Here is a 24,341-nt window from a genome sequence, read left to right on the forward strand (position 1 = left end):
ACGAGCGATACAGGAGGATCCATGCCGCGATCCACGCTGCGCCGTTCACTGCTGTGCGCCGGCGCGCTGTGCCTCACGGCTTCGGCCACCACCCCGGCCCTGGCTGACGCTGCTCCCCAGGTGGGCGTCAGCGCGAAGCGATTGAACATCCAGACCGGAAGCCGCGCGACCGTCAAAGGTCGTTTGCAGGCTCCGGGCTCAGTGAGACTGCAGATCCAGCGGGGCCACCGCTGGGTGACCATCGACCGCGACCGCACCGACGCGCGTGGCCGCTACGCCCTGCGAGGGCGCTTGCGGCAGCCCACGAGCGCACGCGCGCGCGTGAAGACGAGCTCCGGCGCCACGCGCGTGGTCGGACGCCTGAACGTGTACCGCCGGGCCTTGGCCTCGTGGTACGGCCCGGGCCTGTTCGGCAACAAGCTCGGCTGTGGCGGCACGTTGACGACCGGCTCGATCGGCGTCGCCAACAAGCACCTGCCGTGCGGCTCGAAGGTGACGTTGCGCCACCGCGGGCGCGTCCTCCGCGTCCGCGTGATCGATCGCGGCCCCTACGTGGGCGGCCGCGAGTACGACCTGACGGCCGCGACCGCGCGCAAGCTCGGGTTCTCCGGTCACGGGCCGATCCAGGCCACCCGGTAGGAACGGACGTTCGCGTCCGGGGTCATCCCTACCGTGTGGAGGGATGGCCCCGAAGCGCGTGATCGCTCATCTGGATTGCGACGCCTTCTACGCGACCGTGGAGCTGCTCAAGCGGCCTGACCTCAAGGGCAAGCCGCTGATCGTGGCCGGCTCCGGGCCGCGCTCGGTGGTCACCACGGCGTCCTACGAGGCGCGCAAGTTCGGCGTCGGCTCCGCGATGCCCGCGTCCCAGGCGCGGCGGCTGTGCCCGACCGCGGTCGTCATCCCGCCGGACTTCACCGCGTACCGGGAGAAGTCGCGCGAGGTGTGGACGATCGTGCGCTCGCGGCTGGAGGCCGTGCAGGGCATGGGCATCGACGAGGCCTACGCGGACCTGACCGGTGTCGAGAAGCCGCTGCGCGTCCTGCGCGAGCTGGTCGAGCAGGTGAAGAAGGACACCGGGGTGCAGATCTCGGTCGGCGTCGGGCCGAACCGGCTCATCGCCAAGTGCTGCTCGGACCTCGGCAAGCCCGCCGGGTTCGTCGCGATGGGGCGTGAGGAAGCGTGCATCCGCTTCGCCGCCGCGCCGACGCGCCGGCTGCCGGGCATCGGACCCAAGACGGCCGAGCGCCTGGCCGAGATGGGCTACGTGACGGTCGCGCAGCTGCAGGAGGCCGACGAGGCGCAGCTGGCCGCCCGCTTCGGGGACCGCTGGGCCCGGTACCTGAAGGCCCGCGCGACCTTCCACGACGACTCGCCCGTGGAGACGGAGTCCGGCGCCGCCAAGTCGGTGTCGACGGAGCGGACGTTCGACACGGACGTCGAGACGCACGACGAGCAGGAGAAGATCCTGCGCGCGCTCGCCCGTGAGCTGTGCGAGAACCTCCAGGCGAAGCGCCGCCAGGGGCGGACGGTCGCGATCAAGGTGCGGCTCGCCGACTGGACGACGGTCACGCGCGCGAAGACCCTGGACGGCTCGACGAACGACGTCGAGCTCGTGACGGAGACCGCGGTCGCGCTGCTGCGCGCCTACGCGCCGCCGCAACCGGTGCGGCTGCTCGGGGTGCGCCTGGCGGGCTTCGACGACGTCGAGCCCGACAAGCCACCGGCGCCGGTCGCGCCGGTGGGTCAGCTGATGCTGCCGGTCTAGTGCCCTGAGCCGGACGTTGGCGCGTGCCTAGCGGGCCCGATCGTCGTGGCTGGGGGTCGCCGGTGATCCAGCGCATACCGGTGGTACGTGCGGGATCGCCGGCGGCCGTCAGGCGCGGCGAGACGCCCGGTAGGCGCCCGCGAACGTCTGGTTCAGGGCACCTAGTAGAGCGCCGACGCGAGCTTGCGGCGCGCCTCGCGCGCCACGGGGTGCTCCACACCGAGCTCGTCGAGCACGCCGACGACCGCGCGCCGCAGGTCCTCGCGCTGCTCGCCGGTGGAGTCGGGGATCGCGGCGATCAGCGTGTCCAGCCCCGGCTCGACCTCGCCGCGGTCGATCTGCGCGAACGCCTCGGCCAGGTTCGGGTCGTCCTCGAGGCGCAGGCGGGCGAGCAGGCCCTCAGCGGCGAAGCCGGTCGCGTTGCCGAGCAGCTCCAGCGCCTCCTCGCGCGGGACGAGGCGGGCCAGGGCGACCTTCGCGTCGATCCGGCTCGGCTCGAGCTCGAGCGCGCGGCGCAGGTTCGCCTCGCCGCCCTCGGCCACGAGCGCTTCCGCCTCCGACGGGACGAGCCCGTCCAGCCAGCGGTTGACCTGCGCGGGCGGCAGCGCGCCGACGAACTCCTCGACGACCTTCCCGTCCTTGAACGCCTTGACCGCCGGGATCGACTGGATGCCGAAGGCCTGGGACACGCGCGGGTTCGCGTCGGTGTCGACCTTGACCAGCTCGACGGCGCCGTCGCGGTCCTCGACGGCCTTCTCGATCACGGGCCCGAGCATGCGGCACGGGCCGCACCACTCCGCCCAGAAGTCGACGACGACGGGCTTCTCGTACGAGCGCTTGATGACTTCCTGCTCGAAGGTGGTGTCAGTGGCGTCGATGGGCACGCTGCGAGGATAGACCCCATGCAGATCGACGCGGACGGGGTGACGCTGGACGGCGACGACGCGGGCGAGGGCTCGCCGGTCGTCCTCCTGCACGGGCTGACGGCGACGCGTCGTTACGTCGTCATGGGCTCCAAGGCGCTCGAGCGCGCCGGCCACCGCGTGGTCATGTACGACGCCCGCGCCCACGGCCAGTCCGACGGCGGCGACGACTACTCCTACGACCGCCTCGCCGCGGACCTGCTCGCCGTCCTCGACGACCGTGGCATCGACAAGGCGACCCTCGCGGGCGCGTCGATGGGTGCCCACACGATCACCCGGTTCGCCCTCCTGCACCCCGAGCGCGTCGCCGGCCTCGTGATCATGACCCCGGCCTACTCGCCCGACCGCGACCCCGGCCTCGACCGCTGGGACCGCCTCGCGAACGGCCTCCGCACCGGCGGCGTCGAGGGCTTCGTCGAGGCCTACGGCACCCCGAAGGTCCCCGAGAAGTGGCACGACACGATCTTCCGCGTCCTGCACCAGCGCCTCGCCGCCCACGCCCACCCGGACGCGCTCGCCGACGCCCTCAGCGCGGTCCCGCGCTCGCGCCCGTTCGAGACCTGGGACGAGCTGGCCGCGATCGACGCGCCCACGCTGGTCGTCGCCAGCCGCGACGAGGTCGACCCGGAGCACCCGTACGAGACCGGCAAGCGCTACGCCGAGGCGATCCCGGACGCGAAGCTGATCTCCGAGGACGAAGGCGCCTCGCCGCTCGCCTGGCAGGGCGCTCAGGTCTCGAAGGTCATCGCCGACCTCGCCCCGTGAGCGCGGGCTACAGCGGCACGCCGTTGGAGAAGAAGCTCGGCATCAAGCCCGGGCACCGCGTGCTGTTGCTCAACGCCCCCGAGGGGTTCACGCTGGACGCGCCCGTCGTCACGCGCGCGACCGGGTTCGCGAACGTGATCCTCAGCTTCCACACCGAACGCAGGCAGCTCGAGAAGCGGCTGCCGGTGCTGCGCACGAAGATGGAGCAAGACGCCGGATTGTGGATCGCCTGGCCGAAGCAGGCGTCCAAGCGGCCGACGGACATCACGGAGGACGTCGTCCGTGAGATCGCGCTGAGGAACCGGCTGGTGGACAACAAGGTCGCGGCGATCGATGACGTGTGGAGCGGGTTGCGGCTCGTGATCCGCGTCAAAGACCGGCTACCTTGACTAAATGGCCGCCGACGAGCTTCCCGAGGACCAGCGCCTCCACAACATCTCGCCCAAGGCGTACGAGCACCCCGCTGATCGTGCCGCGACCGCGGCGCTGCAGCAGATCCCGATGATCGACACGGTCGTGCGCAAGCTCATCGAGTTCGGCGAGCGGTCGGTCTTCCAGGAGCTGATGGCGAGCGCCGTGCGGCTGGGCGAGGACCAGATGCCCGAGGTGTACGCGTCGCACCGGGCGTCGCTCGCACGGCTGGACATCGAGTACGTGCCGGACCTGTACATCGTCCAGTGGCCGTTCATCAACGCGATGGCGATCGGCTCCAAGAAGCCGATCGTGGTGGTCAACTCGGGCACCGTGAACCTGATGGACGAGCACGAGCTGCGCACGGTGCTCGCGCACGAGGCCGGGCACATCCTGTCCGACCACGTGATGTACCAGACCGCGCTGTTCATCCTGCTGCGCATGGGCAGTGGGGCGCTCAACCGGCTGCCGTTCTTCGCCGGCCTGCCGCTGCTGGCGATCCGGCTCGCGCTGCTGGAGTGGTTCCGGGCCGCGGAGCTCACGTGCGACCGCGCGGCGACGATCGTCACGCGCAGCCCGATGACGACCTGCCAGACGATGATGGTCATGGCGGCCGGCGCGTCCTCGCGCAAGCTCAGCCTGGACGCGTTCGTCGCCCAGGCCAACGAGTACGTGGACTGGGAGCCGGGCTGGGACAAGCTGATGCGCTTCGGCCGCGAGCTCAACCAGACGCACCCGTACCCGGTGCGCCGGGTGCACGAGCTGATGAAGTGGGTCCGCTCGGGCGAGTACGACCGGATCATCAACGGCGAGTACGTCAAGCGCGGCACGAAGGCCGACGCGCGCGAGGCGGCCGCGGACGCGACCGACTACTACGCCGACAAGTTCAAGGGCATCTTCGAGGAGGCCGGCGTCGGCGTCCGCAAGGCGGGCGACAAGGCCGGCGAGGCCGCCGACCGGATCTCCGACTGGCTGAAGCAGCGATAGGCCGGCAGCGGCCTCGAGAAGTGGTAGCCCTGCGCGACGTGGCAGTCCAGCGCGCGCAGGGCGGCTGCCTGCTCGGCGGTTTCCACGCCCTCGGCGACCGCGGTCGCGCCCAGCTCGTGCGTGAGTGACACGATCGCCGCGACGATCGCGTGGTCGTCAGCGCCGTCGGTGATCCCGTCGACGAACGACTTGTCGATCTTGATCACGTCGACCGGCAGCAGGTGCTTGAGCTTGGACAGCGAGGAGTAGCCGACCCCGAAGTCGTCGATCGCGAGCCGCACGCCCAGCGCCGTCAGCGCCCGGAGCACGCGCCGCGCGGCCTCGGGGTCCTCCATGATCGCGCTCTCGGTGATCTCCAGGCACAGGGCGGAGGCCGGCAGGCCGCTGTCGCGCAGCGCGTCGTCGACGACCCGCGCGAGGCTCGGGCTGGAGAGCTGCAACGGACTCAGGTTCACGGCGATCACGAAGTCGTGGCCCCGCGCGCGCCAGTCCGCGGCCTGGCGGCAGGCGGTCTTGAGCACCCACTCGCCGATCGGGACGATCAGGCCGCTCTGCTCGGCGATCGGGATGAACGTCGCGGGGGAGATCGCGCCGTGTACCGGATGCGTCCAGCGCAGCAGCGCCGCCATCCCGTACAGGGCGCCGTCCGCGAGCCGCACCTCGGGCTGGTAGTGCAGCTCGAGCTGACCGGCGGCGATCGCCTCGCGCAGCCCCGCCTCGATGTCCAGCCGCTCGAGCGCACGGGCGCGCAGGGACTCGTCGAAGACCTCCAGCCGCGCCTTGCCCTGGGCCTTGGCGTGGTACATGGCGGCGTCGGCGTCGCGCAGCAGCGCCTCGGCGTCCCCGCTCCCGAACGCGATGCCGAAGCTCGCGCTCAGGAACCGCTGGTGGCCGGCGAGGAGGAACGGCTCCCGCAGCACCGCCGCGAGCCGGTCCGCGGTGCGCCGGGCCTCGTCGATGCCGTCGAGGTCCTCGAGCAGGAGCACGAACTCGTCGCCGCCGAAGCGGGCGAGCACGTCGTCGGGGCGCAGCTCGGCCGTGAGGCGCTGCGCGACCTCGACCAGGAGCTCGTCACCGGTGCGGTGCCCGAGCGAGTCGTTGATGACCTTGAAGTTGTCGAGGTCGGCGAAGATCACGGCCACGTCACGGCCGGCCACGAGCGCGCGCCGGAGCACCGCGTCGAAGCGGGTGCGGTTGGGCAGCGCGGTCAGCGCGTCGTGGTGCGCCTGGTGGTCGAGCCGCTCGGCGTCGTGCTTGCGGGCCGTGATGTCCACGCCCTGGAGGATCCAGTGGTCGGCCTCACCGGCCGCGTCCGCGATCAGCGACGAGCGCCAGAGGAACCAGCCGACCGTGCCGTCGGCCCGCACGTAGCGACGCTCCTGCTCGGGCGCGTCCGGCGCGGGCGGCCAGCTCTCGGCGAGCGCGACGCGGTCCAGCTCCGGCACGAAGTCCCAGAACAGCAGGCCCTCGGGCTGCACGTGGCCGGTGCGCTCGCGCAGCTCGCGGTTGCCCCGCAGCACCCGGCCGCGAGGGGAGACGAGCGCGATCGCGACGGGCGCGTCGTCGAACGCCCGGCGGAAGCGCTCCTCGGACGCCTCCTCGGCCTCGGCCACGCGCTCGTTCTCGCGCCAGCTGACCAGGCTCGTGACGGTCAGGGCGGCGACGAACGCGCCGTGGATCGCGGCCCACTTCCACGGGCTGTGGTCGTGGCTGAACACCGTGTCGGCCTCGACGGCACCGAAGGCGCCGTGCTGCACGACGACGAACCCGATCGCCAGCAGGAACGTCCACCACTGCTGGTAGAGCGCGAGGGCGCCGACCATCACGAAGTAGTGGAAGTGCGCCTCGGTCGTGCCGTGCCAGGCGACGACGAGCGCCGCCGAGCAGCACAGCAGCGCGACCGCGCACGCCGACGAGCGGACGGTACGGCTCAGCCGCTGGACGCACGCCAGCGCGCCGAACAGCGCGGGCGGCGCGTCGAACAGCCACGCCGCCGGCAGCGACCAGCCCTGCGTGACCGCGAACGCCGGGAGGACGAGCAGGTGGGCGACGAGCACGAGCAGCAGCGCCCGGTGCCGGGCGGCCCAGACGTCGTGCGGCAACGCGCGACCGCGTGGAATCCACGAGAGCACATCCCTGTGGTCGGTCGCAATCGGGGATTCCTTAGCGCAGGGCGCGAAGTGTGCGCCGCCGCACTACGCCGTCGGCGACGATCGAGACGCGATAGAGCCCCGGCGTCTTCGGCTTGACCTTGGTGGCGAAGCGCCCGCCGCGCACGTTGATGCGCTTGCGCTGGATCCGGGTCCACCGGCCGCGCACCTGCTTCTCGAGCACGCACTCGACGCGCGGCTGGCTCGGCGTCAGCACGCCCGAGACCGCGAACGCCGTGTTGTGCCGGGCGCGCCGCTTGTCCGTCGTCAACACGAGGCTCGGGACGACCTTGACCGTGATCGGCGTGGACTCCAGCCGCCCGCGGGCGGCGTCGCCGGCGAACACGGCGCGGACCTGGCCGCTCGCCGGCAGCGTGACGCTCACGGCCCAGCTGCCGTCCGGGCCGGCGTTCGTGGTGGAGATCGGCGTCCAGGCGCTGCCGGCGGTCGTGTACTCGATGCTCAGCGGCGCGCTCGCGGCCGACGAGCCGTCCGCGAAGCGCAGCTGGCCGGAGACCGTCACCGGCTTGAGGCCCTTCTGGCCAGCGGCCTTGACCGTCAGGCCGGACGCGGAGAACGCGTAGCGGGCGGCGCGCGTGCGCAGGTGCGGGAGCTGCGCGTACAGCTGGTCACCCGGGCAGGTCGTCTGGTTGCTGTCGCGGTGGCCGCTGATGCGCTCGAACACGACGGGCGTGCCGGACGGGTAGCGGTTCGTCGAGCCGCCGCCGGAGGTCAGCGTGACCTGCCCCTGCACCGGGACGCCGTGGATGCTGAGCTTCCAGCCGATCAGCTTCGCGAGCGCCTCGATCGCGGGGTCGTCCAGCGGGACCGCGGTGAACGTGCCCAGGCAGGCGATGCCGGTCGTGTCGCGGTTGAAGCCCTCGGCCTGGGCGCCGACCACGGCCGCCTCGATCCCGCCGGCGCGCCCCTCGAAGACGTTGCCGTAGCGGTCGACGAGGAAGTTGTACCCGATGTCGTTCCAGCCGTTGGACTCGATGTGGTAGCGGGCGATGCCGAGCACGATGCCCGGGGAGTCCTCGGGCGCGTACTCGATGCTGCCGGCCGTGTGGTGGACGAACGCGGCCTGGACGACGCCGTAGCTGGGAGCGCCCCGCGGCGGCGCCTGCGCGGCGCCCCAGCTGTCGCGCGGGATCACGAGCGGGCCCTGCTGGCTGGCCCGCGCGCGCGGCTTGCGCGGCGCGTCGTCGAGGGAGCGCACGAAGCGGGCGGTGAGACGGCGGGCCTGGCCCTTGAAGCGGAACTGCAGCTCGTCGGCGGTGCCGGTGAAGGCGGGGTCGGTGCCGTCGAGCGGGACGTGCGGGTGGGGGAGGGCGGTCCAGCGCGTCCAGCGCCCGCCCGCCTCACGCGCGCGGACCTGCGCGTGCAGGTGCGATCCCTTGGCCCAGCGGAGCCCGACGAGGTCGAAGCGGTCCGGGGCCTTCAACGGGTCGGTGAGCTGCCAGCCGTGGGCGTTGACGGTGCCCAACGGGAGCTCGAACAGCCGCGGCTGGGATGCGGCCTTCGCGTTCGCGGTGGTGGGGAGTCGCAGCGCGCCGAGGGCGACCGCGCCGAGCCCCAGGACTTGGCGGCGGGAGAGGTCCATCGATAGAGGGAACCCAGGATGGCCCCGTTTGGAGCGGTCCGGGCGCTTGCAACCGATCCTGCGCCGGAAATGGGAATGAGTTTCAGTAAGCTGACGTCCCGTCGTGAAGATGCGTGTGCTGCTCATCGGTGTGCTGGCGGCCGTGGCGGGCTGTGGCTCCTCCGCGGGCGGGTCCTCGTCGGACGGGCCGCGCGTCGTCGCGACGACGACGCAGCTGGCGGACATGGCGCGCAACGTCGCACCGAACGCCGACGTCACCGCGATCCTCACCGCCAACACCGACCCGCACGCGTACGAGGTGCGCCCGGACGACGTCAAGGCGCTGGCCAAGGCGGACGTGGTGCTGCGCTCCGGCGGCGAGACCGACGAGTGGCTCGAGGGCGCGCTCGAGAGCGCGGGCGTGAGCGACGACAAGATCGTCGACGCCGGTGCCGCGGCCGGCCTCGAAGGCGACGACCCGCACTGGTGGCAGGACCCGCGCAAGGCCGAGAAGGCGGCCACCGCCATCGGGCGCGGGATCGAGGGCGCCGACCCGGGGCCGTACGTCGAGAAGCTGCACGCGCTCGATCGCCAGGTGCAGGCCTGCATCGACGCCGTGCCCGCAGGCGAGCGGCTGCTGGTGACGAGCCATGACGCGCTCGGCTACTACGCGCGTCGCTACGGCATCCGCGTGGTCGGCACCGTGATCCCGTCGCTCTCGACGTCCGGGCAGCCGTCGGCCGGCGAGGTCGACGCGCTGGTCAAGACGATCCGCGAGACCGGCGTGAAGACGATCTTCGCCGAGAGCTCGGTGAACGCCAAGGTCGAGGACGCGATCGCGCGCGAGGCGGGCGTGACCGTCGGCCAGAAGCTGTGGGCGGACTCGCTCGGCCCTGAAGGCTCGGCCGGCGGGACCTACATCGACTCGATCGAGGCCAACACGCGCGCGCTCGTCGCCGGGTTCACCGGCGCGCCGGCCGACTGCACCTTCGAAGATGCCTGACCTCGCCGCCCCGTACATCCAGCGCGGGCTGGCCGAGGTGCTGCTGCTGGCGGTGATCGCGGGCGTCCTCGGGACCTGGATCGTGCTGCGGCGGCTGCCGTTCTACACGCACGCGATCGGCACCGCGACGTTCCCCGGCCTCGTGGTCGCGGGCCCGTGGGGCGTGCCCGCGCAGCTGACGGCGCTCGTGTGCGCGGTCGGCTTCGGCGGCGTGCTGGAGCGCGTGCAGCGGTCGCGGCGGATCGACCCCGACGCCGCGATCGGCCTGCTGCTGGTCGGCGCGCTGGCGGTCGGCGTGATCCTCGCCAGCGACGTCTACGAGTCCGGCGCGGGCGTGGACCGGCTGCTGTTCGGCTCGCTGATCGCCCTGACGCCGCTCGACCTGTGGCTCACGGGCGCCGCGGCGGCCGCGGCGCTGATCTGCGACCGCCTGATGCACCGCTCCTGGCTCGCGACCGGGTTCGACGCCGACACCGCCCGCGCCGGCGGCATCCGCACCGCCTGGGCCGACCGGCTGCTGCTCGTCGCGGTCGCCGTCGCCGTCGTGGTCGCGATCGACGCCGTCGGCGCGCTGCTGGTGACCGTCGTGCTCACGGTCCCGGCCGCGACCGTCCGGCTGTTCGAGCCCGGCCTGCGCACGCAGCAGCTCGCGACCTTCGCGCTGACCGCGGTCGAGGGCGTGCTCGCGATCGGCCTCGCGGACGGCTTCAACGTCGGCCCGGGCCCGACGCTCGCCGTGCTCGGCGCGATCGTCTACGGCGGCGCGGCGCTGGCCGCGAAGCAGGTCCGGCACGTCGCCACCCCGAAGTCGGTGACGGCATGAGCGCAGCGCTGACGGTGCGCGATCTTCGCGGCGGCTACGTGCGCGGCACCGACGTGCTCGGCGGCGCGAGCTTCGCGGTCGCCCCGGGCGAGATCGTCGCCGTGCTGGGGCCCAACGGCGGCGGCAAGACGACGCTCTTCCGCGCGTTGCTCGGCGAGCTGCCGTTCCGGACCGGTGCCGTGGAGCTCGAGGGGCGTCCGGCGTACGTGCCGCAGACCGAGCGGGCGCGGCTGGACTTCCCCGTGTCCGCGCACGACGTCGCGCTGATGGGCGCCTACGGGCGCACGAAGTGGTTCCAGCGTGTAGCCAAGGCCGACCGGGTGAAGGCTCAAGAGGCGCTGGAGCGGGTCGGGCTCGCCGACCGGGCGGATGACCGGTTCGGCACGCTCTCGGGCGGCCAGCGCCAGCGCGTGTTGCTCGCGCGGGCGATCGTGCAGGACGCGCGGGTGCTGCTGCTCGACGAGCCGCTGTCGGGCGTGGACCGGCCGAGCATCGTGCAGATCGAGCGCGTCTTCGCCGAGCTGCAGGCCGAGGGCCGCGCGCTGCTGGTGGCCACGCACGACGTCGCGCAGGCCCGCGCGTGGGACCACGTGCTGTGCCTGAACCAGGGCCAGGTCGCGTTCGGCAGGCCCGGCGATTGCCTGAGCACCGCGGTGCTGTCGGCGACCTACGGCGACGAGCTCGTGCTCCTCGACGGCGCCGGCCAGGCCGTGACCGTCTCGCACCACCACCACGAGCACTGATGCTGTCCAGCGGGATCATGCAGCGCGCGCTGATCGAGGCGATCGTCCTCGGGCTCGCGTGCGGGCCGCTCGGCGTCTGGATCCTGCTGCTGCGGCGCTCCTACGCGGCGGAGTCGCTGAGCCACGCGATGCTGCCCGGGCTCGTGATCGCCGCGCTGGCGGGGATCCCGCTCGTGTTCGGCGCGGCCGCGGGCGTGCTCGTCGCCGCGATCCTGATCGCGGCCGTACGCGGGGACGTGGGCGTCGCGGTCGTCGTCTCCGGGCTGTTCGGCCTCGGCGGCATCCTCGCGCTCTCGCCGGAGACGCCGCCCCGGCTCGGCGAGCTGCTGTTCGGCGACCTGCTGGGCGTCACCAACGGCGACCTGCTCGTCGCCGCCGCGCTGTCGATCAGCGTGCTGATCGCGCTGGCCGTCGCGTACCGGTCGCTGGCGCTCGCCGGGTTCGAGGGGCGGGGCGGACGCGCGGACCTCGCCCTGCTGGCCATCCTCGCGGTGACGACGGTCGCCGCGGTCCAGGGTCTCGGCAACCTGCTGCTGGTCGCGCTGATCCTCGCGCCCGCGGCCGCCGCGCTCAACCTCGCGCAGCGGCTTCCGCACGTGTTGGCGCTGGCCGCGGTTCTCGCGGTCGTGGCCGGGGTAGTAGGACTCGTCGTCTCCTACCAACTCGAGATTGCGGCCGGCGCGAGCATCGCACTGTGCGCCATAGCACTCTCGTCACTCGGCGTGTTGAAACCAAAGTTAGGCATGCCATAATTCGAGTCAGTGCCCGACTTCACCCCCGCCGTCCAGGACTACGCGAAGGCGATCCACGCGCTCGAGGAGCGCGACGGCGAGGTCACGACGACGGCGCTGGCCGAGCGGTTGTGCGTGACACCCGCGTCGGCGTCGGCGATGGTCCGCCGGCTGGTGGAGCAGGCGCTCGTCACGCATGAGCCCTACAAGGGCATCACGCTGACGGACGCCGGGCGCGCGCTCGCGCTCGAGATGATCCGTCACCACCGGCTGCTGGAGACGTACCTGGCGGTCTCGCTGGACATGCCGTGGGACCGGGTGCACGCGGAGGCGGAGGTGCTCGAGCACGTGCTCTCCGAGGACCTGGAGGCCCGGATCGCCGCCAAGCTCGGCCACCCGACGCACGACCCGCACGGCGACCCGATCCCGTCGGCCGACCTCGAGGTCGAGCCCGACGACACGCGGGCGCTCGTGGCGCTCGAGCCGGGGGACCGCGGCACGCTCGCCCGGATCGCCGACGCCGAACCCGAGATGCTCCGCTACCTGTCCGCGCGTGGGATCACGCCGGGTGCGGAGCTCCAGGTCGTCGACAAGCAGCCGTTCGGCGGACCGCTGTTCGTCGCCGTCGGCGCCGAGACGCACGCCCTCGGCGGCCGCCTCGCCGCCTCGATGCGGGTGCGCGGCGCGTGAACCCGCCACCCTCCGTCCTCGACGCGGCGCGCGCCGCCGAAGCCGCGCCGCACACCCAGACGGCGCTCCAGCAGACCCGGTCGAAGGGTCGCTGGAAGGGCGTCGCGGCGCTGTTCGGCCCGGCCTTCGTGGCCGCGGTCGCCTACATCGACCCGGGCAACTTCGCCACGAACATCGCGGGCGGCGCCAAGTACGGCTACATGCTCGTGTGGGTGATCGTCGCCGCGAACCTGATGGCGATGCTCGTCCAGTACCTGAGCGCGAAGACCGGCATCGCGACGGGCAAGAACCTGCCGGAGCTGTGCCGCGAGCATTTCAAGAAGCCGGTGACGTTCGGCCTCTGGGTGCAGGCGGAGGCGATCGCGATCGCCACCGACCTCGCCGAGTTCGTCGGCGCCGCGATCGCGCTGAACCTGCTGTTCGGCGTCCCGCCGTTCGTCGCCGGCCTGATGACCGCGGTCGTCGCCTTCGCGATCCTCGAGCTCCAGACGCGCGGCTACCGCAAGTTCGAGCTGGCGATCGCGGGCTTCCTGATGATCGTCTTCTTCGGCTTCATGTACGACCTGAGCCAGGTCGGGGTCGACCCCGGCGACTTCGCCGGCGGCCTGATCCCGAGCTTCGACGGCACCGACAGCGTCCTGCTCGCCGTCGGCATCCTCGGCGCGACGGTGATGCCGCACGTCGTCTACCTGCACTCGGCGTTGACGAGCCGGCGCATCCGGCCCGAGAGCACTGCGGAGAAGCGCGAGCTGCTGCGCTTCCAGCGCCTGGACGTCGTCCTCGCGCTCGGCCTCGCCGGGATCATCAACCTGACCATGCTCGTCGTCGCCGCGCAGCTGTTCCACGACAGCGGCGTCACCGACGTCGAGTCGATCGAGAGCGCGCACCGCGGCTTCGAGACCCTGCTCGGCGGCGGCGCGGCGCTGGCCTTCGCGGTGGCGCTGCTCGCGTCCGGCCTGAGCTCTTCCAGCGTCGGCACGTTCGCCGGCCAGGTCGTGATGCAGGGCTTCATCAACCGCCGCATCAACCTGTTCCTGCGGCGCGCGATCACGATGGCGCCGTCGCTGATCGTGCTGGCGATCGGGGTGGACCCGTCGACGACGCTCGTCATCTCGCAGGTCGTGCTGTCCTTCGGCATCCCGTTCGCGCTGGTGCCGATGGTGCTGCTGACCCGCCGCCGGGACATCATGGGCCCGCTCGTGAACCGCCCGTTGACGACCGCCGTGGCCGGCACGGTCGCCGCGTGCATCATCGCTCTCAACTGCTTCTTGCTCTACCAGACGTTCTTCGGGTAACGCATAGGTTCTCCCACCCATTGACTCAGCGCTCCAACTCGTGGACCATGCGCGCGGGATGGACTCGAAGGCGCGCAGGGTGCAGGCGGAGCGGGATCGACGGAGGCTGCCTGAGCGCAGCCCGTGGGCCCGCTGGACGCGACGGGTCGTCGGCTTGGTGGCGACGGTCGCCTTCCTCGGCGTCGGCTTCGCGATCTACGACATGGTCCGCCCCGAGGGCGCCGACCCGGTCGGAGCGGCCGTCTCCCAGGCCACGCCGACGGCGACCGCCAAGGCCAAGAAGACCGCCTCGAAGGCCAAGAAGAAGACGACGAAGCCCAAGCCGCTGACCAAGGCCGAGAAGCGCGCGCGCGAGCAGGCCGTCGAGCGCATCCGCGAGGAGGGCGACACGACGCTGCGCCCGGAGGACTACGACCCGCGCGCCCGGCTGCGCGTGCTGATCGGCCGCCCGGTGGGCGACTCGACCGGTGGCTACACCGCCTACTTCTTCACCCGGGACGGCTTCCTCGGCAAGGACGCGCAGTTCCGCAGCACCGAGCTGAAGGTCGCCAAGCAGGGCAAGGCGACGATCACGCTGCGCTACGGCGTCTACAAGGAAGGCGACAAGCCGGGGAACCCGAGCGGCACCAAGCGCGTCCGCTTCCGCCTCGACGGCACGGCGATGACGGCGCTGGACACCGTCCCGGCCGCCGAGGACCGCTTCCAACGCACCTCGGGCTGAGCCTCCATTAGGCTCTCTCCAGGGAGAGCTTGAGGAGGCTGCACATGGAGCTGTCGTACGCATCCGGGACGTCGACCACGCCGCTGCTGGGCGACACGATCGGCGACAACCTCGACCGCACGATCGCGCGCTTCGGCGACCGCGAGGCGCTCGTCTCCGTCCACCAGGACCTGCGCTACACGTACGCCCAGCTCGGCGAGGCCGTCGACCGCTGCGCGCGCGCCTTCATCGCCGCCGGCGTCGAGCCGGGCGACCGCGTCGGCATCTGGAGTCCGAACTGCGCCGAGTGGGCGCTCGTCCAGTACGCCACCGCCAAGGCCGGGATCATCCTGGTCAACATCAACCCGGCCTACCGGACCTCCGAGCTCGCCTACGTGCTCAACCAGTCCGGCATCCGGCTGCTGGTCGCGGCGACGGCGTTCAAGACGAGCGACTACGTGCGGATGGTCGCGGACGTGCGCGGCGAGTGCCCGGACCTCGAGCGGGTCGTGTTCATCGGCCACGACTGGGAGGAGTTCGTCGGTGGCGGCGAGCGCGTGAGCGTGGAGGAGCTGGCCGAGCGCCAGGCCCCAACGCAGTTCGACGACCCGATCAACATCCAGTACACGAGCGGCACGACCGGCTTCCCCAAGGGCGCCACGCTCAGCCATCACAACATCCTCAACAACGGCTTCTTCGTGGGGGAGGGCTGCCGCTACACCGAGGAGGACCGGGTCTGCATCCCGGTGCCCTACTACCACTGCTTCGGCATGGTCATGGGCAACCTCGCGTGCACGTCGCACGGCGCCTGCATGGTCATCCCGGCACCCGCCTTCGACCCGGTGGCCACGCTCCAGGCCGTCCAGGACGAGCGCTGCACGTCGCTGTACGGCGTGCCGACGATGTTCATCGCCGAGCTCGAGCACCCGGAGTTCGGCGAGTTCGACCTCACCAGCCTGCGCACGGGGATCATGGCCGGCTCGCCGTGCCCGATCGAGACGATGAAGCGCTGCGTCGATGAGATGCACATGCAGGAGGTGACGATCGCCTACGGCATGACGGAGACCTCGCCCGTGTCCACCCAGACGGGCGCCGACGACCCCCTGGAGAAGCGCGTCGGCACCGTCGGCCGCGTCCATCCGCACGTCGAGGTCAAGGTCGTCAGCCCCGACACCGGCGCGGTCGTGCCCCGCGGGGAGCCGGGCGAGCTGTGCACCCGCGCGTACAGCGTGATGCTCGGCTACTGGGACGAGCCGGAGAAGACCGCCGACGCGATCGACCGCGCACGCTGGATGCACACCGGCGACCTGGCGCAGATGGACGACGAGGGCTACGTGAAGATCGTCGGCCGCATCAAGGACATGGTCATCCGCGGCGGGGAGAACGTGTACCCGCGCGAGATCGAGGAGTTCCTGATGGGGCACCCGGACGTCGCCGACGTGCAGGTGGTCGGCGTTCCGGACGCGCGCTACGGCGAGGAGCTGATGGCCTACGTCCGGACGCGGGCGGGGGCCACGGTGGACCACGACGCGGTGGCCGCCTTCTGCAAGGGCAAGATCGCCCACTACAAGGTGCCGCGTTATGTTCAAGTGGTGGATGAGTTCCCGATGACCGTGACCGGCAAGATCCAGAAGTTCAAGCTGCGCGAGGCCGCGATCGAGTCGCTCGGGCTGGCGGAGGTCGAAACCGCCTAGTGTGCGGCCGCTACACGCTCTCGACCGTCGACGGTCCTGAGATCGCCCAGCGCTTCAGCCTCATCAACCCGCCGTCGGAGGAGACGCTCGGGCGCTTCAACGTGTGCCCGACCGAGACCGTCGCCGCGATCGTCGCGCCGGGCGAGGCCACCGGCGTCCAGTGGGGCCTGCGGCCGTTCAAGAACGGGTCGTTCGCGCCCATCAACGTGCGCTCGGAGACCGCGTCCAAGCGCTTCAAGTGGCTGATGGACCGGGGCCGCTGCCTCGTGCTCGCCGACGGCTGGTACGAGTGGCTCAAGGCTGAGCAGAAGGGCCAGCCGAAGCTGCCGTTCCGCTACACCGTCGACGACGGGTCGCTGTTCGCGTTCGCCGGCGTCTACGACCGCACCGGCGTGGCCATCCTCACCACCGAGGCCAACGAGATCTGCAAGCCGGTCCACGACCGGATGCCGGTGATCCTCGACGGGCCCGAGGCCGAGGCGATGTGGCTGTCCAAGGACGTCGCGATCCCCGAGGCCGAGGGGCTGTTGATCCCGTTCCCGAGCGAGCGGGTGTCAGTAGCACCCGCCAATCCCGCGGTCAATAGGGCGGGGGTCGAAGGTCCGGAGCTGCTCACGCCGCCGGACGCACCACCGACTCCACCCTCAGACACGCTCTTCTGAAAGGGTCAACGGGTGGACGTCGATCTGGTCGCGCTCGCGGTGGGAGCCCTCCTTGCCGCAGGCATCGCCGCCTCGCTGCTCGCGGGCCGGTTGCGCCTGCCCGGCCTGGTGCTGGTGCTCGTGCTCGGCATGGTCATCGGCAGCGACGGCCTCACCCTCATCAACTTCCACGACTACGAGCTGGCGCAGGGCGCGGCCGTCCTCGCGCTCGGGCTGATCCTGTACGAGGGCGGCCTGTCCTCGGGCTGGGCGGAGATCAAGCCCGTCTTCGGGCCGTCGATCATGCTGGCGACGCTCGGCACGCTGCTGACCGCCGGCCTCACCGCGATCGTGGCGCTGTTCCTGATCGACGAGCTGACCGGGCTCGAAGCCCTGATGCTGGGCTCGACCGTGGCCGCGACCGATGCCGCCGCCGTGTTCGCCGTCCTGCGCGGATCGACGCTGCGCCGCAAGATCGCGCGCACGCTGGAGGGCGAGTCCGGCGTCAACGACCCGATCGCGATCCTGCTCGTGCTCGGCACGATCGAGGCCGTCAACCACGCCGACTTCGGCCTCCTGGACGCGCTCTGGCTGGGCGTCTCCGAGCTCGCGATCGGCGCGGTGATCGGGCTCGCGGTCGGCTATCTCGGCTCGGTCGTGCTGCGCAACGTGACGCTGCCCTCGGCCGGCCTGTACCCCGTCGCGTCGGTCGCGTTCGCCGCGCTCGCGTTCGGCGGCGCCCAGACGGCGCACGGCTCGGGGTTCCTGGCCGTGTTCCTCGCCGGCCTGGTGATCGGCTCGTCGTCCTCGCCCGCGCGACGCACGGTCATCACCTTCCACGAAGGCCTCGCGTGGGTCGCCCAGCTCGCGCTCTTCCTGCTGCTCGGCCTGCTCGTGAACCCCGAGCAGCTGCTCGAGTTCATCCTGCCGGGCACCGCGATCGCCATCATGACGGCCGTGATCGCGCGGCCGCTGGCGGCGCTGCTCGTCGCCTACGGGTTCAGCCTGCCGGAGCGGATCATCCTCGGCTGGGCCGGGCTGCGCGGCGCGACCCCGATCGTGTTCGCCACGTTCCCGGTGACCGAGCAGATCCCGCACGGGCAGACGATCTTCAACGTCGCGTTCTTCGTCGTGCTGCTCTCCACGGTCCTGCAGGGCCTGACGATCGAGCCGGTCGCGCGCTGGCTGGGCGTGACCTCCGACGAGGCCGCGATCCCCGCACCGCTGGTCGAGCCCGTGCTGCTGAACCGGCTCGGCGCGGAGACGATGCAGTTCCCGGTCCGCAAGGGCGACGCGATCGAGGGGCGTCCGGTGCGCGAGCTCGGCCTGCCGCGCGAGGCGCTGCTGAACGTGATCGTCCGTGGCGACCGCGCGATCCCGCCACGCGGGTCGACGATCATCCAGGAGGACGACCAGCTGCACGTGCTCGTCCGCCAGGAGGTCGCGCTGGAGTTCCGCGAGCTGATGCGCCGCTGGCGCACCGGTCCGGTCGGCCCGCCCGAGCGGCCGCGCCGGCAGCCGCGCTCGCGTCCGTCGGTCACGACGGTCCGGCCCTGGGACGCGGCGGACGGCGATCCGCAGCGGCCGAAGCTGATCGCCGGCAACCCGGTCGTCGAGCAGCTCCGCACCCGCCGCGACGAGCCGGGCGCGCTCGTGGCGCTCGAAGACGGGCGCTTCGGCGTCTCCGGTCCGCTGATGGCGATCGGGCCCTCCGGCGAGCTGCAGGCGTTCGCGCGCCGCCGGCTGGCCAACGCGAGCTCCCCGGCCGAGCGGGCGTGGTGGCAGGAGGTCGTCGGCGCCCTCGCCCGTTAGGGGGACTCGCGCACTCAGGGATCGGACCGGCGCGCCGACTACGCGGCCATGAAGCTGTCGCTGCGCGCCAAGCTCCTCGGCCTCGCCGGGGTGCTGCTGGCCTTGATGTCCGTCGTCGGGATCGTCTCGATCGTCAACCTCGGCTCGGTCGGCGAGAAGGGCGGGTCGATGTACGCGGACCGCGTCGTGCCGATCCGCGACCTCGCGCAGGCCCGCGCGCTGCTGGGCGACATCGACAGCCAGGTGCTGCGGTCGTTCGGCACCAGCGCCGACGCCGACACGCTCGTCCAGACGGCCGAGGCCGACGCGGCCGGCATCGACAAGCTCATCCAGGGCTATGAGGCGACCTTCCTCGTCGAGGCCGAGAAGCAGGGCCTGACGGGCTTCCACGCCCACTGGGACGCCTACCGGGCGGCGTTCCCGCAGGTGCAGGCGCTCGGGCGCGCCGGCCGCGACGCCGAGGCCTCGGCCCTGTACCTCGAGCAGGCCGCGCCGCTGTACGCCGACGTCGACAAGAGCCTGTCCTCCCTGATCACGGTCAATGACACGGTCGCCAAGCAGCTCAACGCGGACATCAAGGCCACCGACCGCAACGGCCGCACGGTGACGCTGGCGATCCTCCTGGCCGCCTTCGCCCTGGGCCTGGGCGTCGCCCTGCTCGTCGCGCACGGGATCGTGCGCGGCATCCGGCAGATGGTCACCGCCGCGCAGGGCATCGCCGAGGGCGACGTCGACCAGCGCCTGGACATCCGCAGCCGCGACGAGATCGGGACCATGGGCGTCGCCTTCGAGCACATGATCGAGTACCTGCGCGGGATGGCCGGCGCGGCCGAGCGGATCGCCGACGGCGACCTGAGCGGCGACGTCGTGCCCGCCTCCGAGCGCGACTCGCTCGGCACCGCGTTCGCGCGCATGATCAAGAACCTCCGCGACACCGTCGGGCGCATGGCCGCGGGCGCGGGCACGGTCTCCGCCGCGTCCCAGGAGATGGCGGCGACGTCCGAGGAAGCCGGCCGCGCCGTCGGCGAGATCGCCTCCGCCGTGACCGACGTCGCGCAGGGCTCCGAGCGTCAGGTGCGGATGGTCGAGTCCACGCGCACCGCCGTCCAGCAGGCCGCGGAGGCCGCTGTGTCCAGCGCGGCCGCCGCCGAGGCGACCGCCGAAGCCGCCGAGGCCGCCGGCCGCACCGCTCGCGAGGGTGTCGACGTGGCCGCGCGCGCCACCGAGGCGATGCAGCGCGTCGCGGATTCCTCCGAGGAGGTCGCGGGCGCGATCCAGGAGCTGGCCGAGCGCTCCGAGCGCATCGGCGGCATCGTGACCACCATCACCGGCCTCGCCGAGCAGACCAACCTGCTCGCGCTCAACGCCGCCATCGAAGCGGCCCGCGCGGGTGAGCAGGGCAAGGGCTTCGCGGTCGTCGCCGAGGAGGTCCGCAAGCTGGCGGAGGAGTCGCAGGCCGCCACGGGCCAGATCGCCGGGCTGATCGGCGAGATCCAGGCGCGCACCGGCGAGGTCGTCGCCGTCGTGGCCGACAGCGCCGGGCACACGCGGGACGGCGTCGCCACCGTCGAGTCGGCGCGTGGGGCGTTCCAGCGCATCGACGCCGACGTGATCGACGTGCGCAGCCGCGTCGCCGAGATCACCGCCGCGATCGGACGCATCGCCTCGGAGGCCGAGCGCGCGGAGACCGACATCACCGAGGTCGCCGCGGTGGCCGAGGAGTCCTCCGCCTCGGCCGAGCAGGTGAGCGCCTCCACGCAGCAGACGAGCGCGAGCGCGCAGGAGATCGCCGCGTCCGCCGCGACGCTCGCGGGCACCGCGCAGGAGCTCGACGACATCGTCCGCGGCTTCAAGCTGGCCGCGGCGTGAGCGACTAAGGCGTCTCGGGGCGCGTCGCGCTGAGGGTGAGCATGGCGGTCGCCACGACCGCCACGCAGCCGAGGGCGAGCACGCCCCAGCCCAGCGACAGCGCGCCGCCGCTCGCGAAGAAGCCGTCCGGGTCGTCGGCGCGGGCGTTCGCCCAGAGCAGCCCTCCACCGGCGAGGAAGGCCACGAACGCGATCACCCCCGTGACTCCGGCGTAGGTGAGCGAGGCGGCTGAGCTGCGTGACTGCACCCTCTCAAGATCGCCCGCGATCGGCCGGATGCACGTGCGGGCAACAGGTGAGCGTGGTGCGGCTGCCCGCACCACGTGCCCTCAAGTGAGGTTCAGGACCTTGGCGCCGTTGACGTAGACGACCTTGGTGTCCCCGATGTGGGTCAGGATCGAGCCCGGCGCGGGGTGGACGTGCCCGTGCAGCAACCAGCGCGGGCGGTGGCGGTCCACCCACTCGCGCAGCGCCTCGTAGCCGATGTGCGCCGGGTCGTCGGGATCGTCGTTGACGCCGCGCGGCGGGCAGTGGCAGCACAGCACGTCCGCGGCGGGGAGCTTGCGCACGAGCCGCTTGGCCTCGCGTTGGGAATAGGAGGGGCCGATGCGGCCGAGCCCGGAGCGCTTGTAGGACACGCAGCCCTCGAAGCCCGCGAACGACAGCTCGCCGAGGTCGAGCTGGTTCAGGTGCAGGTTGTCGATCCCGAAGTAGGTCATGTACGGCTCGTCGTCGTGGTTGCCGTACACGCCGAGCTTGGGCTGGCAGCACGTGTCCAGCGACTCCAGCCAGCTGGGCTGGAGGTCGCCGAGCGTGACGATCGCGTCCACGTCGTAGCTCGCCGCGAGCTTCGCCACGTCGGCGTGGAACGGGCGATCCGCAAGCGCCAGGACCCGCATCACCCGGGACGGTACCCGGTCGCGCTCGTCACAATGACCGCCATGGACCCGTACGCCGTGCTCGGAGTGCGTCCCGGCTCGGCGGAGGCGGAGGTCGTCGCCGCCTACCGGGAGGCCGCCAAGCGCTGGCACCCGGACCGCGCGGGCGCCGAGGGCGAGGACCGGATGGCCGAGCTCAACGCCGCCTACGACCTGGCGCGGGCGGCCGCGCAGCACGGCTCGCGCGCGCCGGTCGAGCCGGACGCGGACGCCGCCGGGCCGGGCGCGCCCAAGGGCCCGGGCCACTGGCTGATCCCGGCGCTGCGGCTCGCGCTCGGGCCGGAGCTGCTCGGGCACCTGTTCCCCGGCGAGGACGTCCGGCTGGTCACGCCGACCTCCACCTGGGCGTCCCCGCGCGCCATCCTCGCCGTGACCGACCGGCGGCTGCTGTGGTTGCTCGACGACGCGCCGGTCGCCCGCGTGCACAGCCTCACGTTCCGGAACGTCGCCGAGGTCAAGACCCGGGTCCGGCGCAAGCGTGCGCACATGACGGTCCGCACGCTCGCGGGGCGCCGCCACGTGTTCCACGATCTTCGTCCGCATACTGCGGCGACGATCGAGCAGCACGTGCTCGCCTAGCTACCGTTGGAGGGTGCGCGTCGCCGACCCGGTCCACCACGTCGAGCTCCGTGTCAACCCGCAAGGGCAGGACTCGGTGGTCTTCTGCTTCCCGTACCGGGCGGACATCGTGGACGCCGTGCGCTCGATCCCGGGCCGGCGCTTCGACTGGCAGGCCAAGGAGTGGTGGGCGCCGCGTGCCGAGGCGACCGCGCCGTTCGTGCAGGGCGTGCTCGAGCGCTTCCCCGAGCTCGAGGTCGCGCCCGACGTCACCGAGTGGCTCGCGAAGGCCGTCAAGGGCTGGGTCGGCCGGATCACGACCGCGCGGCGTGACTCGAAGGGCTGGTTCGTCCTCGACGCGATCGCGGGGGACCTGCCGGAGGAGCTCGCCGCCGTCGCGGAGGAGCGCGGGGACCGCCGCTGGCTGCCGTTCACGCAGGAGGTCGCCGAGCAGCTGCTCGAGCTGCCGGGTGCGCGGATGGACCAGCGCGCCCTGCGCTGCGCCTCGAAGCTGCAGGTCGGGCTCGATCCCGCGCCGGCGACGCTGATGCTCGTCGAGAGCTACGGCGAGTCGCGGTTCAAGCTCGAGGTCAACTGGGATCCCGACACGGTCGGCGCGTTCGTCGAGCTGCCCGCCGCCGAGGCGCACGGGCGCACGCTGCCGATCGACCCGTACCTGCTCGAGCCGCTCGAGCACTTCATCCGCGTCCACGACATCGACGTCGGCTCCAACGCGCGCGAGGCGCTGGCGCGGCTGCGCTCCGAGCACGACGCCGCGATCGACGACGTGCGCCGGTCGCGCGCCGCGGACGGGGAGCCGTTGAGCTGCGAGCCGCGCCTGGGCGGCGAGCTGCGCCCGTTCCAGCGTGCGGGCGTGCGCTACGCGCTGCAGTCGCGGCGGCTGTTCATCGCCGACGAGCAGGGCCTGGGCAAGACGGTGGAGGCGCTGGCGACGCTCGAGGAGGACGAGGCCTACCCGGCGGTCGTCATCTGCCCGGCATCGCTGAAGCTCAACTGGGAACGCGAGGCCGCCACGTGGCTGCCGCACCGCACGCTGAACGTCGTCTCCGGCGGCGGCAAGGCGATCCCGAAGGCCGACATCACCGTCCTCAACTACGAGATCGTCCATGCGCACCGCGAGCGGCTCGCGATCTCACGGCCGAAGGCGCTCATCCTCGACGAGTCGCACTACGTCAAGAACCCGGCGGCCAAGCGCACGCGCGCCGTGCGCAAGCTGGCCGAGGTCCTGCCCGAGGGCGCGCTGAAGCTCTGCCTGACCGGCACGCCGGTGATGAACCACCCGGACGAGCTGATCGCGCAGCTGCGCATCCTCGGCCGGCTCGAGGAGTTCGGCAGCGGCGCCCGCTTCAAGCGGCGCTTCCAGGGCGCGGGCGCCGAGGAGCGCATCCACTGGCACCTGCGCCGCACGTGCTTCGTGCGCCGTCTGAAGAAGGACGTGCTTCCGCAGCTGCCCGAGAAGCGGCAGGTGATCGTGCCGGTCGCGCTCGACAACGAGAAGGAGTACCGGCTCGCCGAGAAGGACGTGATCGCGTGGCTGCAGGAGCAGCCGATCGAGCTCGGGGAGCTGGAGGCCAAGGTCGCGTCGACGCTGCGGGCCGAGCGGCTCGCCCAGCTCAACACGCTCCGTCAGCTGGCGGGGCGGGGCAAGCTCGGCGCGGCGCTGGCGTGGATCGACGACTTCATGCAGTCCGAGGAGCCGCTGGTGGTCTTCGCCTCCCACCGCGAGCTGCAGGAACGCGTCGTGGCGCGCTTCCCGGACGCGCTGCACGTGGTCGGCGCGGACAAGGTCGCCGAGCGCGACGCCGCCGTGCAGGCGTTCCAGGCCGAGGACGGGCCGAACCTGATCGTCTGCTCGACGCGCGTCGCCGGCCAGGGCATCACGCTCACCCGCGCCTCGAACGTCGCCTTCCTGGACCTGGAGTGGTCGCCCGCCATGCACGACCAGGCGGAGGACCGGCTGCACCGGATCGGCCAGCGCGACGCCGTCACGGCCTGGTACCTGCTCGCCGCCGAGACGATCGACGAGCAGATGTCCGAGGTGCTGGCGCGCAAGCGCGGCATCGTCGGGGCGATCACCGACGGCCGCGTGGACGAGTCCGAGGCCGTCCTGCAGTCGGTGGTCAGGGCGCTGCGGGGGAAGCCGTTGCGCCGCCTGCGCGCCGTGGCGTAACCGCGGTTCGGGTAGCCTTGTAAGGGCACCCTAACTTCTTACGTCCACGTCGTATGACACGGACGCGT

Annotated in this window: 23 protein-coding genes; 18 read left to right on the plus strand and 5 right to left on the minus strand. The window is 72.1% G+C overall.

From position 1 onward, the window contains the following. Nucleotides 1–201: 201 nt before the first annotated feature. Together C8N24_RS26200 and dinB are read left to right on the plus strand one after the other, a co-directional pair. Nucleotides 202–639, plus strand: a complete 438-nt coding sequence (locus C8N24_RS26200) for a septal ring lytic transglycosylase RlpA family protein (RefSeq protein WP_170179428.1) — start codon at nucleotides 202–204, stop codon at nucleotides 637–639. 43 nt (nucleotides 640–682) lie between these two features. Continuing rightward, on the plus strand, nucleotides 683–1,768 hold the full coding sequence (dinB, locus tag C8N24_RS26205) for a DNA polymerase IV (protein ID WP_121255693.1): 1,086 nt from the start codon (nucleotides 683–685) through the stop codon (nucleotides 1,766–1,768). A 161-nt stretch (nucleotides 1,769–1,929) separates the two neighbouring features. Here dinB and trxA read toward each other — a convergent pair whose 3' ends face one another. Continuing rightward, the gene (gene trxA / locus C8N24_RS26210) at nucleotides 1,930–2,652 is read right to left on the minus strand and encodes a thioredoxin (protein ID WP_170179429.1); all 723 of its coding nucleotides are present in this window, start codon (nucleotides 2,650–2,652) and stop codon (nucleotides 1,930–1,932) included. Nucleotides 2,653–2,670: 18 nt separating this feature from the next. On the opposite strand from trxA, the gene C8N24_RS26215 reads away from it, so the two are divergent. Genes C8N24_RS26215 through C8N24_RS26225 form a run of 3 tightly spaced genes read left to right on the plus strand, consistent with a single transcriptional unit; the run spans nucleotide 2,671 to nucleotide 4,854 of the window. Beyond that, entirely contained in the window at nucleotides 2,671–3,456 is a 786-nt protein-coding gene (locus C8N24_RS26215) for an alpha/beta fold hydrolase (RefSeq protein WP_121255697.1), read from the plus strand. Further along, on the plus strand, nucleotides 3,453–3,845 hold the full coding sequence (locus tag C8N24_RS26220; RefSeq protein ID WP_121255699.1) for a DUF3052 domain-containing protein: 393 nt from the start codon (nucleotides 3,453–3,455) through the stop codon (nucleotides 3,843–3,845). The genes C8N24_RS26215 and C8N24_RS26220 overlap by 4 nt, the downstream gene beginning before the upstream one ends. Nucleotides 3,846–3,849: 4 nt before the next feature. Then, entirely contained in the window at nucleotides 3,850–4,854 is a 1,005-nt protein-coding gene (locus C8N24_RS26225) for a M48 family metallopeptidase (RefSeq protein WP_121255702.1), read from the plus strand. On the opposite strand, the gene C8N24_RS26230 is transcribed toward C8N24_RS26225, so the two are convergent. Together C8N24_RS26230 and C8N24_RS26235 are read right to left on the minus strand one after the other, a co-directional pair. Then, nucleotides 4,740–6,956, minus strand: a complete 2,217-nt coding sequence (locus C8N24_RS26230; RefSeq protein WP_121255704.1) for a putative bifunctional diguanylate cyclase/phosphodiesterase — start codon at nucleotides 6,954–6,956, stop codon at nucleotides 4,740–4,742. The genes C8N24_RS26225 and C8N24_RS26230 overlap by 115 nt on opposite strands. 61 nt (nucleotides 6,957–7,017) lie before the next feature. Continuing rightward, on the minus strand, nucleotides 7,018–8,607 hold the full coding sequence (locus C8N24_RS26235; RefSeq protein ID WP_170179430.1) for a peptidoglycan recognition protein family protein: 1,590 nt from the start codon (nucleotides 8,605–8,607) through the stop codon (nucleotides 7,018–7,020). Nucleotides 8,608–8,716: 109 nt separating this feature from the next. Here C8N24_RS26235 and C8N24_RS26240 point away from each other — a divergent pair, with 109 nt between their 5' ends. From C8N24_RS26240 to C8N24_RS26290, 11 genes are read left to right on the plus strand one after another with little or no spacing between them, the layout of a single operon-like run. Further along, a complete protein-coding gene (locus C8N24_RS26240) occupies nucleotides 8,717–9,589 on the plus strand; it encodes a metal ABC transporter substrate-binding protein (RefSeq protein WP_121255708.1) in 873 nt (290 codons plus the stop codon). Then, the gene (locus C8N24_RS26245) at nucleotides 9,582–10,412 is read left to right on the plus strand and encodes a metal ABC transporter permease (protein ID WP_121255710.1); all 831 of its coding nucleotides are present in this window, start codon (nucleotides 9,582–9,584) and stop codon (nucleotides 10,410–10,412) included. Before C8N24_RS26240 ends, C8N24_RS26245 begins: the two co-directional genes overlap by 8 nt. Next, nucleotides 10,409–11,155 (plus strand): metal ABC transporter ATP-binding protein, encoded by a 747-nt coding sequence (locus tag C8N24_RS26250; RefSeq protein ID WP_121255713.1) that lies wholly within the window; start codon nucleotides 10,409–10,411, stop codon nucleotides 11,153–11,155. The genes C8N24_RS26245 and C8N24_RS26250 overlap by 4 nt, the downstream gene beginning before the upstream one ends. Beyond that, nucleotides 11,155–11,907 carry a metal ABC transporter permease gene (locus C8N24_RS26255; RefSeq protein WP_121255714.1) on the plus strand — a complete coding sequence of 251 codons (753 nt, stop codon included), beginning with the start codon at nucleotides 11,155–11,157 and terminating at the stop codon, nucleotides 11,905–11,907. Before C8N24_RS26250 ends, C8N24_RS26255 begins: the two co-directional genes overlap by 1 nt. Nucleotides 11,908–11,916: 9 nt before the next feature. Continuing rightward, a complete protein-coding gene (locus C8N24_RS26260) occupies nucleotides 11,917–12,576 on the plus strand; it encodes a metal-dependent transcriptional regulator (protein ID WP_121255715.1) in 660 nt (219 codons plus the stop codon). Continuing rightward, entirely contained in the window at nucleotides 12,573–13,871 is a 1,299-nt protein-coding gene (locus C8N24_RS26265; RefSeq protein WP_121255716.1) for an Nramp family divalent metal transporter, read from the plus strand. Before C8N24_RS26260 ends, C8N24_RS26265 begins: the two co-directional genes overlap by 4 nt. Before the next feature lie 58 nt (nucleotides 13,872–13,929). Next, entirely contained in the window at nucleotides 13,930–14,592 is a 663-nt protein-coding gene (locus C8N24_RS26270; RefSeq protein WP_121255719.1) for an LppP/LprE family lipoprotein, read from the plus strand. A 44-nt stretch (nucleotides 14,593–14,636) separates the two neighbouring features. Beyond that, nucleotides 14,637–16,265: an AMP-binding protein gene (locus tag C8N24_RS26275; RefSeq protein ID WP_121255721.1), complete on the plus strand. Its 1,629-nt coding sequence runs from the start codon at nucleotides 14,637–14,639 to the stop codon at nucleotides 16,263–16,265. After that, the gene (locus C8N24_RS26280; RefSeq protein WP_121255723.1) at nucleotides 16,265–16,927 is read left to right on the plus strand and encodes an SOS response-associated peptidase; all 663 of its coding nucleotides are present in this window, start codon (nucleotides 16,265–16,267) and stop codon (nucleotides 16,925–16,927) included. The genes C8N24_RS26275 and C8N24_RS26280 overlap by 1 nt, the downstream gene beginning before the upstream one ends. Before the next feature lie 12 nt (nucleotides 16,928–16,939). Next, a complete protein-coding gene (locus C8N24_RS26285) occupies nucleotides 16,940–18,718 on the plus strand; it encodes a potassium/proton antiporter (RefSeq protein ID WP_121255725.1) in 1,779 nt (592 codons plus the stop codon). A 48-nt stretch (nucleotides 18,719–18,766) separates the two neighbouring features. Further along, on the plus strand, nucleotides 18,767–20,587 hold the full coding sequence (locus tag C8N24_RS26290; RefSeq protein ID WP_121255727.1) for a methyl-accepting chemotaxis protein: 1,821 nt from the start codon (nucleotides 18,767–18,769) through the stop codon (nucleotides 20,585–20,587). 4 nt (nucleotides 20,588–20,591) lie between these two features. Here the strand turns inward: C8N24_RS26290 and C8N24_RS26295 are convergent, their stop codons facing one another. Further along, complete coding sequence (locus C8N24_RS26295) at nucleotides 20,592–20,834, minus strand: hypothetical protein (RefSeq protein WP_121255729.1); 243 nt, start codon at nucleotides 20,832–20,834, stop codon at nucleotides 20,592–20,594. Nucleotides 20,835–20,915: 81 nt separating this feature from the next. Then, nucleotides 20,916–21,485, minus strand: a complete 570-nt coding sequence (locus C8N24_RS26300) for a metallophosphoesterase family protein (RefSeq protein WP_121255731.1) — start codon at nucleotides 21,483–21,485, stop codon at nucleotides 20,916–20,918. Nucleotides 21,486–21,527: 42 nt separating this feature from the next. Between C8N24_RS26300 and C8N24_RS26305 the strand changes: the two genes are divergently transcribed. Further along, nucleotides 21,528–22,103 (plus strand): J domain-containing protein, encoded by a 576-nt coding sequence (locus C8N24_RS26305; protein ID WP_170179431.1) that lies wholly within the window; start codon nucleotides 21,528–21,530, stop codon nucleotides 22,101–22,103. A 13-nt stretch (nucleotides 22,104–22,116) separates the two neighbouring features. After that, on the plus strand, nucleotides 22,117–24,273 hold the full coding sequence (locus C8N24_RS26310; RefSeq protein WP_121255735.1) for a DEAD/DEAH box helicase: 2,157 nt from the start codon (nucleotides 22,117–22,119) through the stop codon (nucleotides 24,271–24,273). Nucleotides 24,274–24,341 lie beyond the last annotated feature (68 nt).

Origin of the sequence: Solirubrobacter pauli, from assembly GCF_003633755.1 — a bacterium.
Classification (GTDB): Bacteria; Actinomycetota; Thermoleophilia; order Solirubrobacterales; family Solirubrobacteraceae; genus Solirubrobacter; species Solirubrobacter pauli.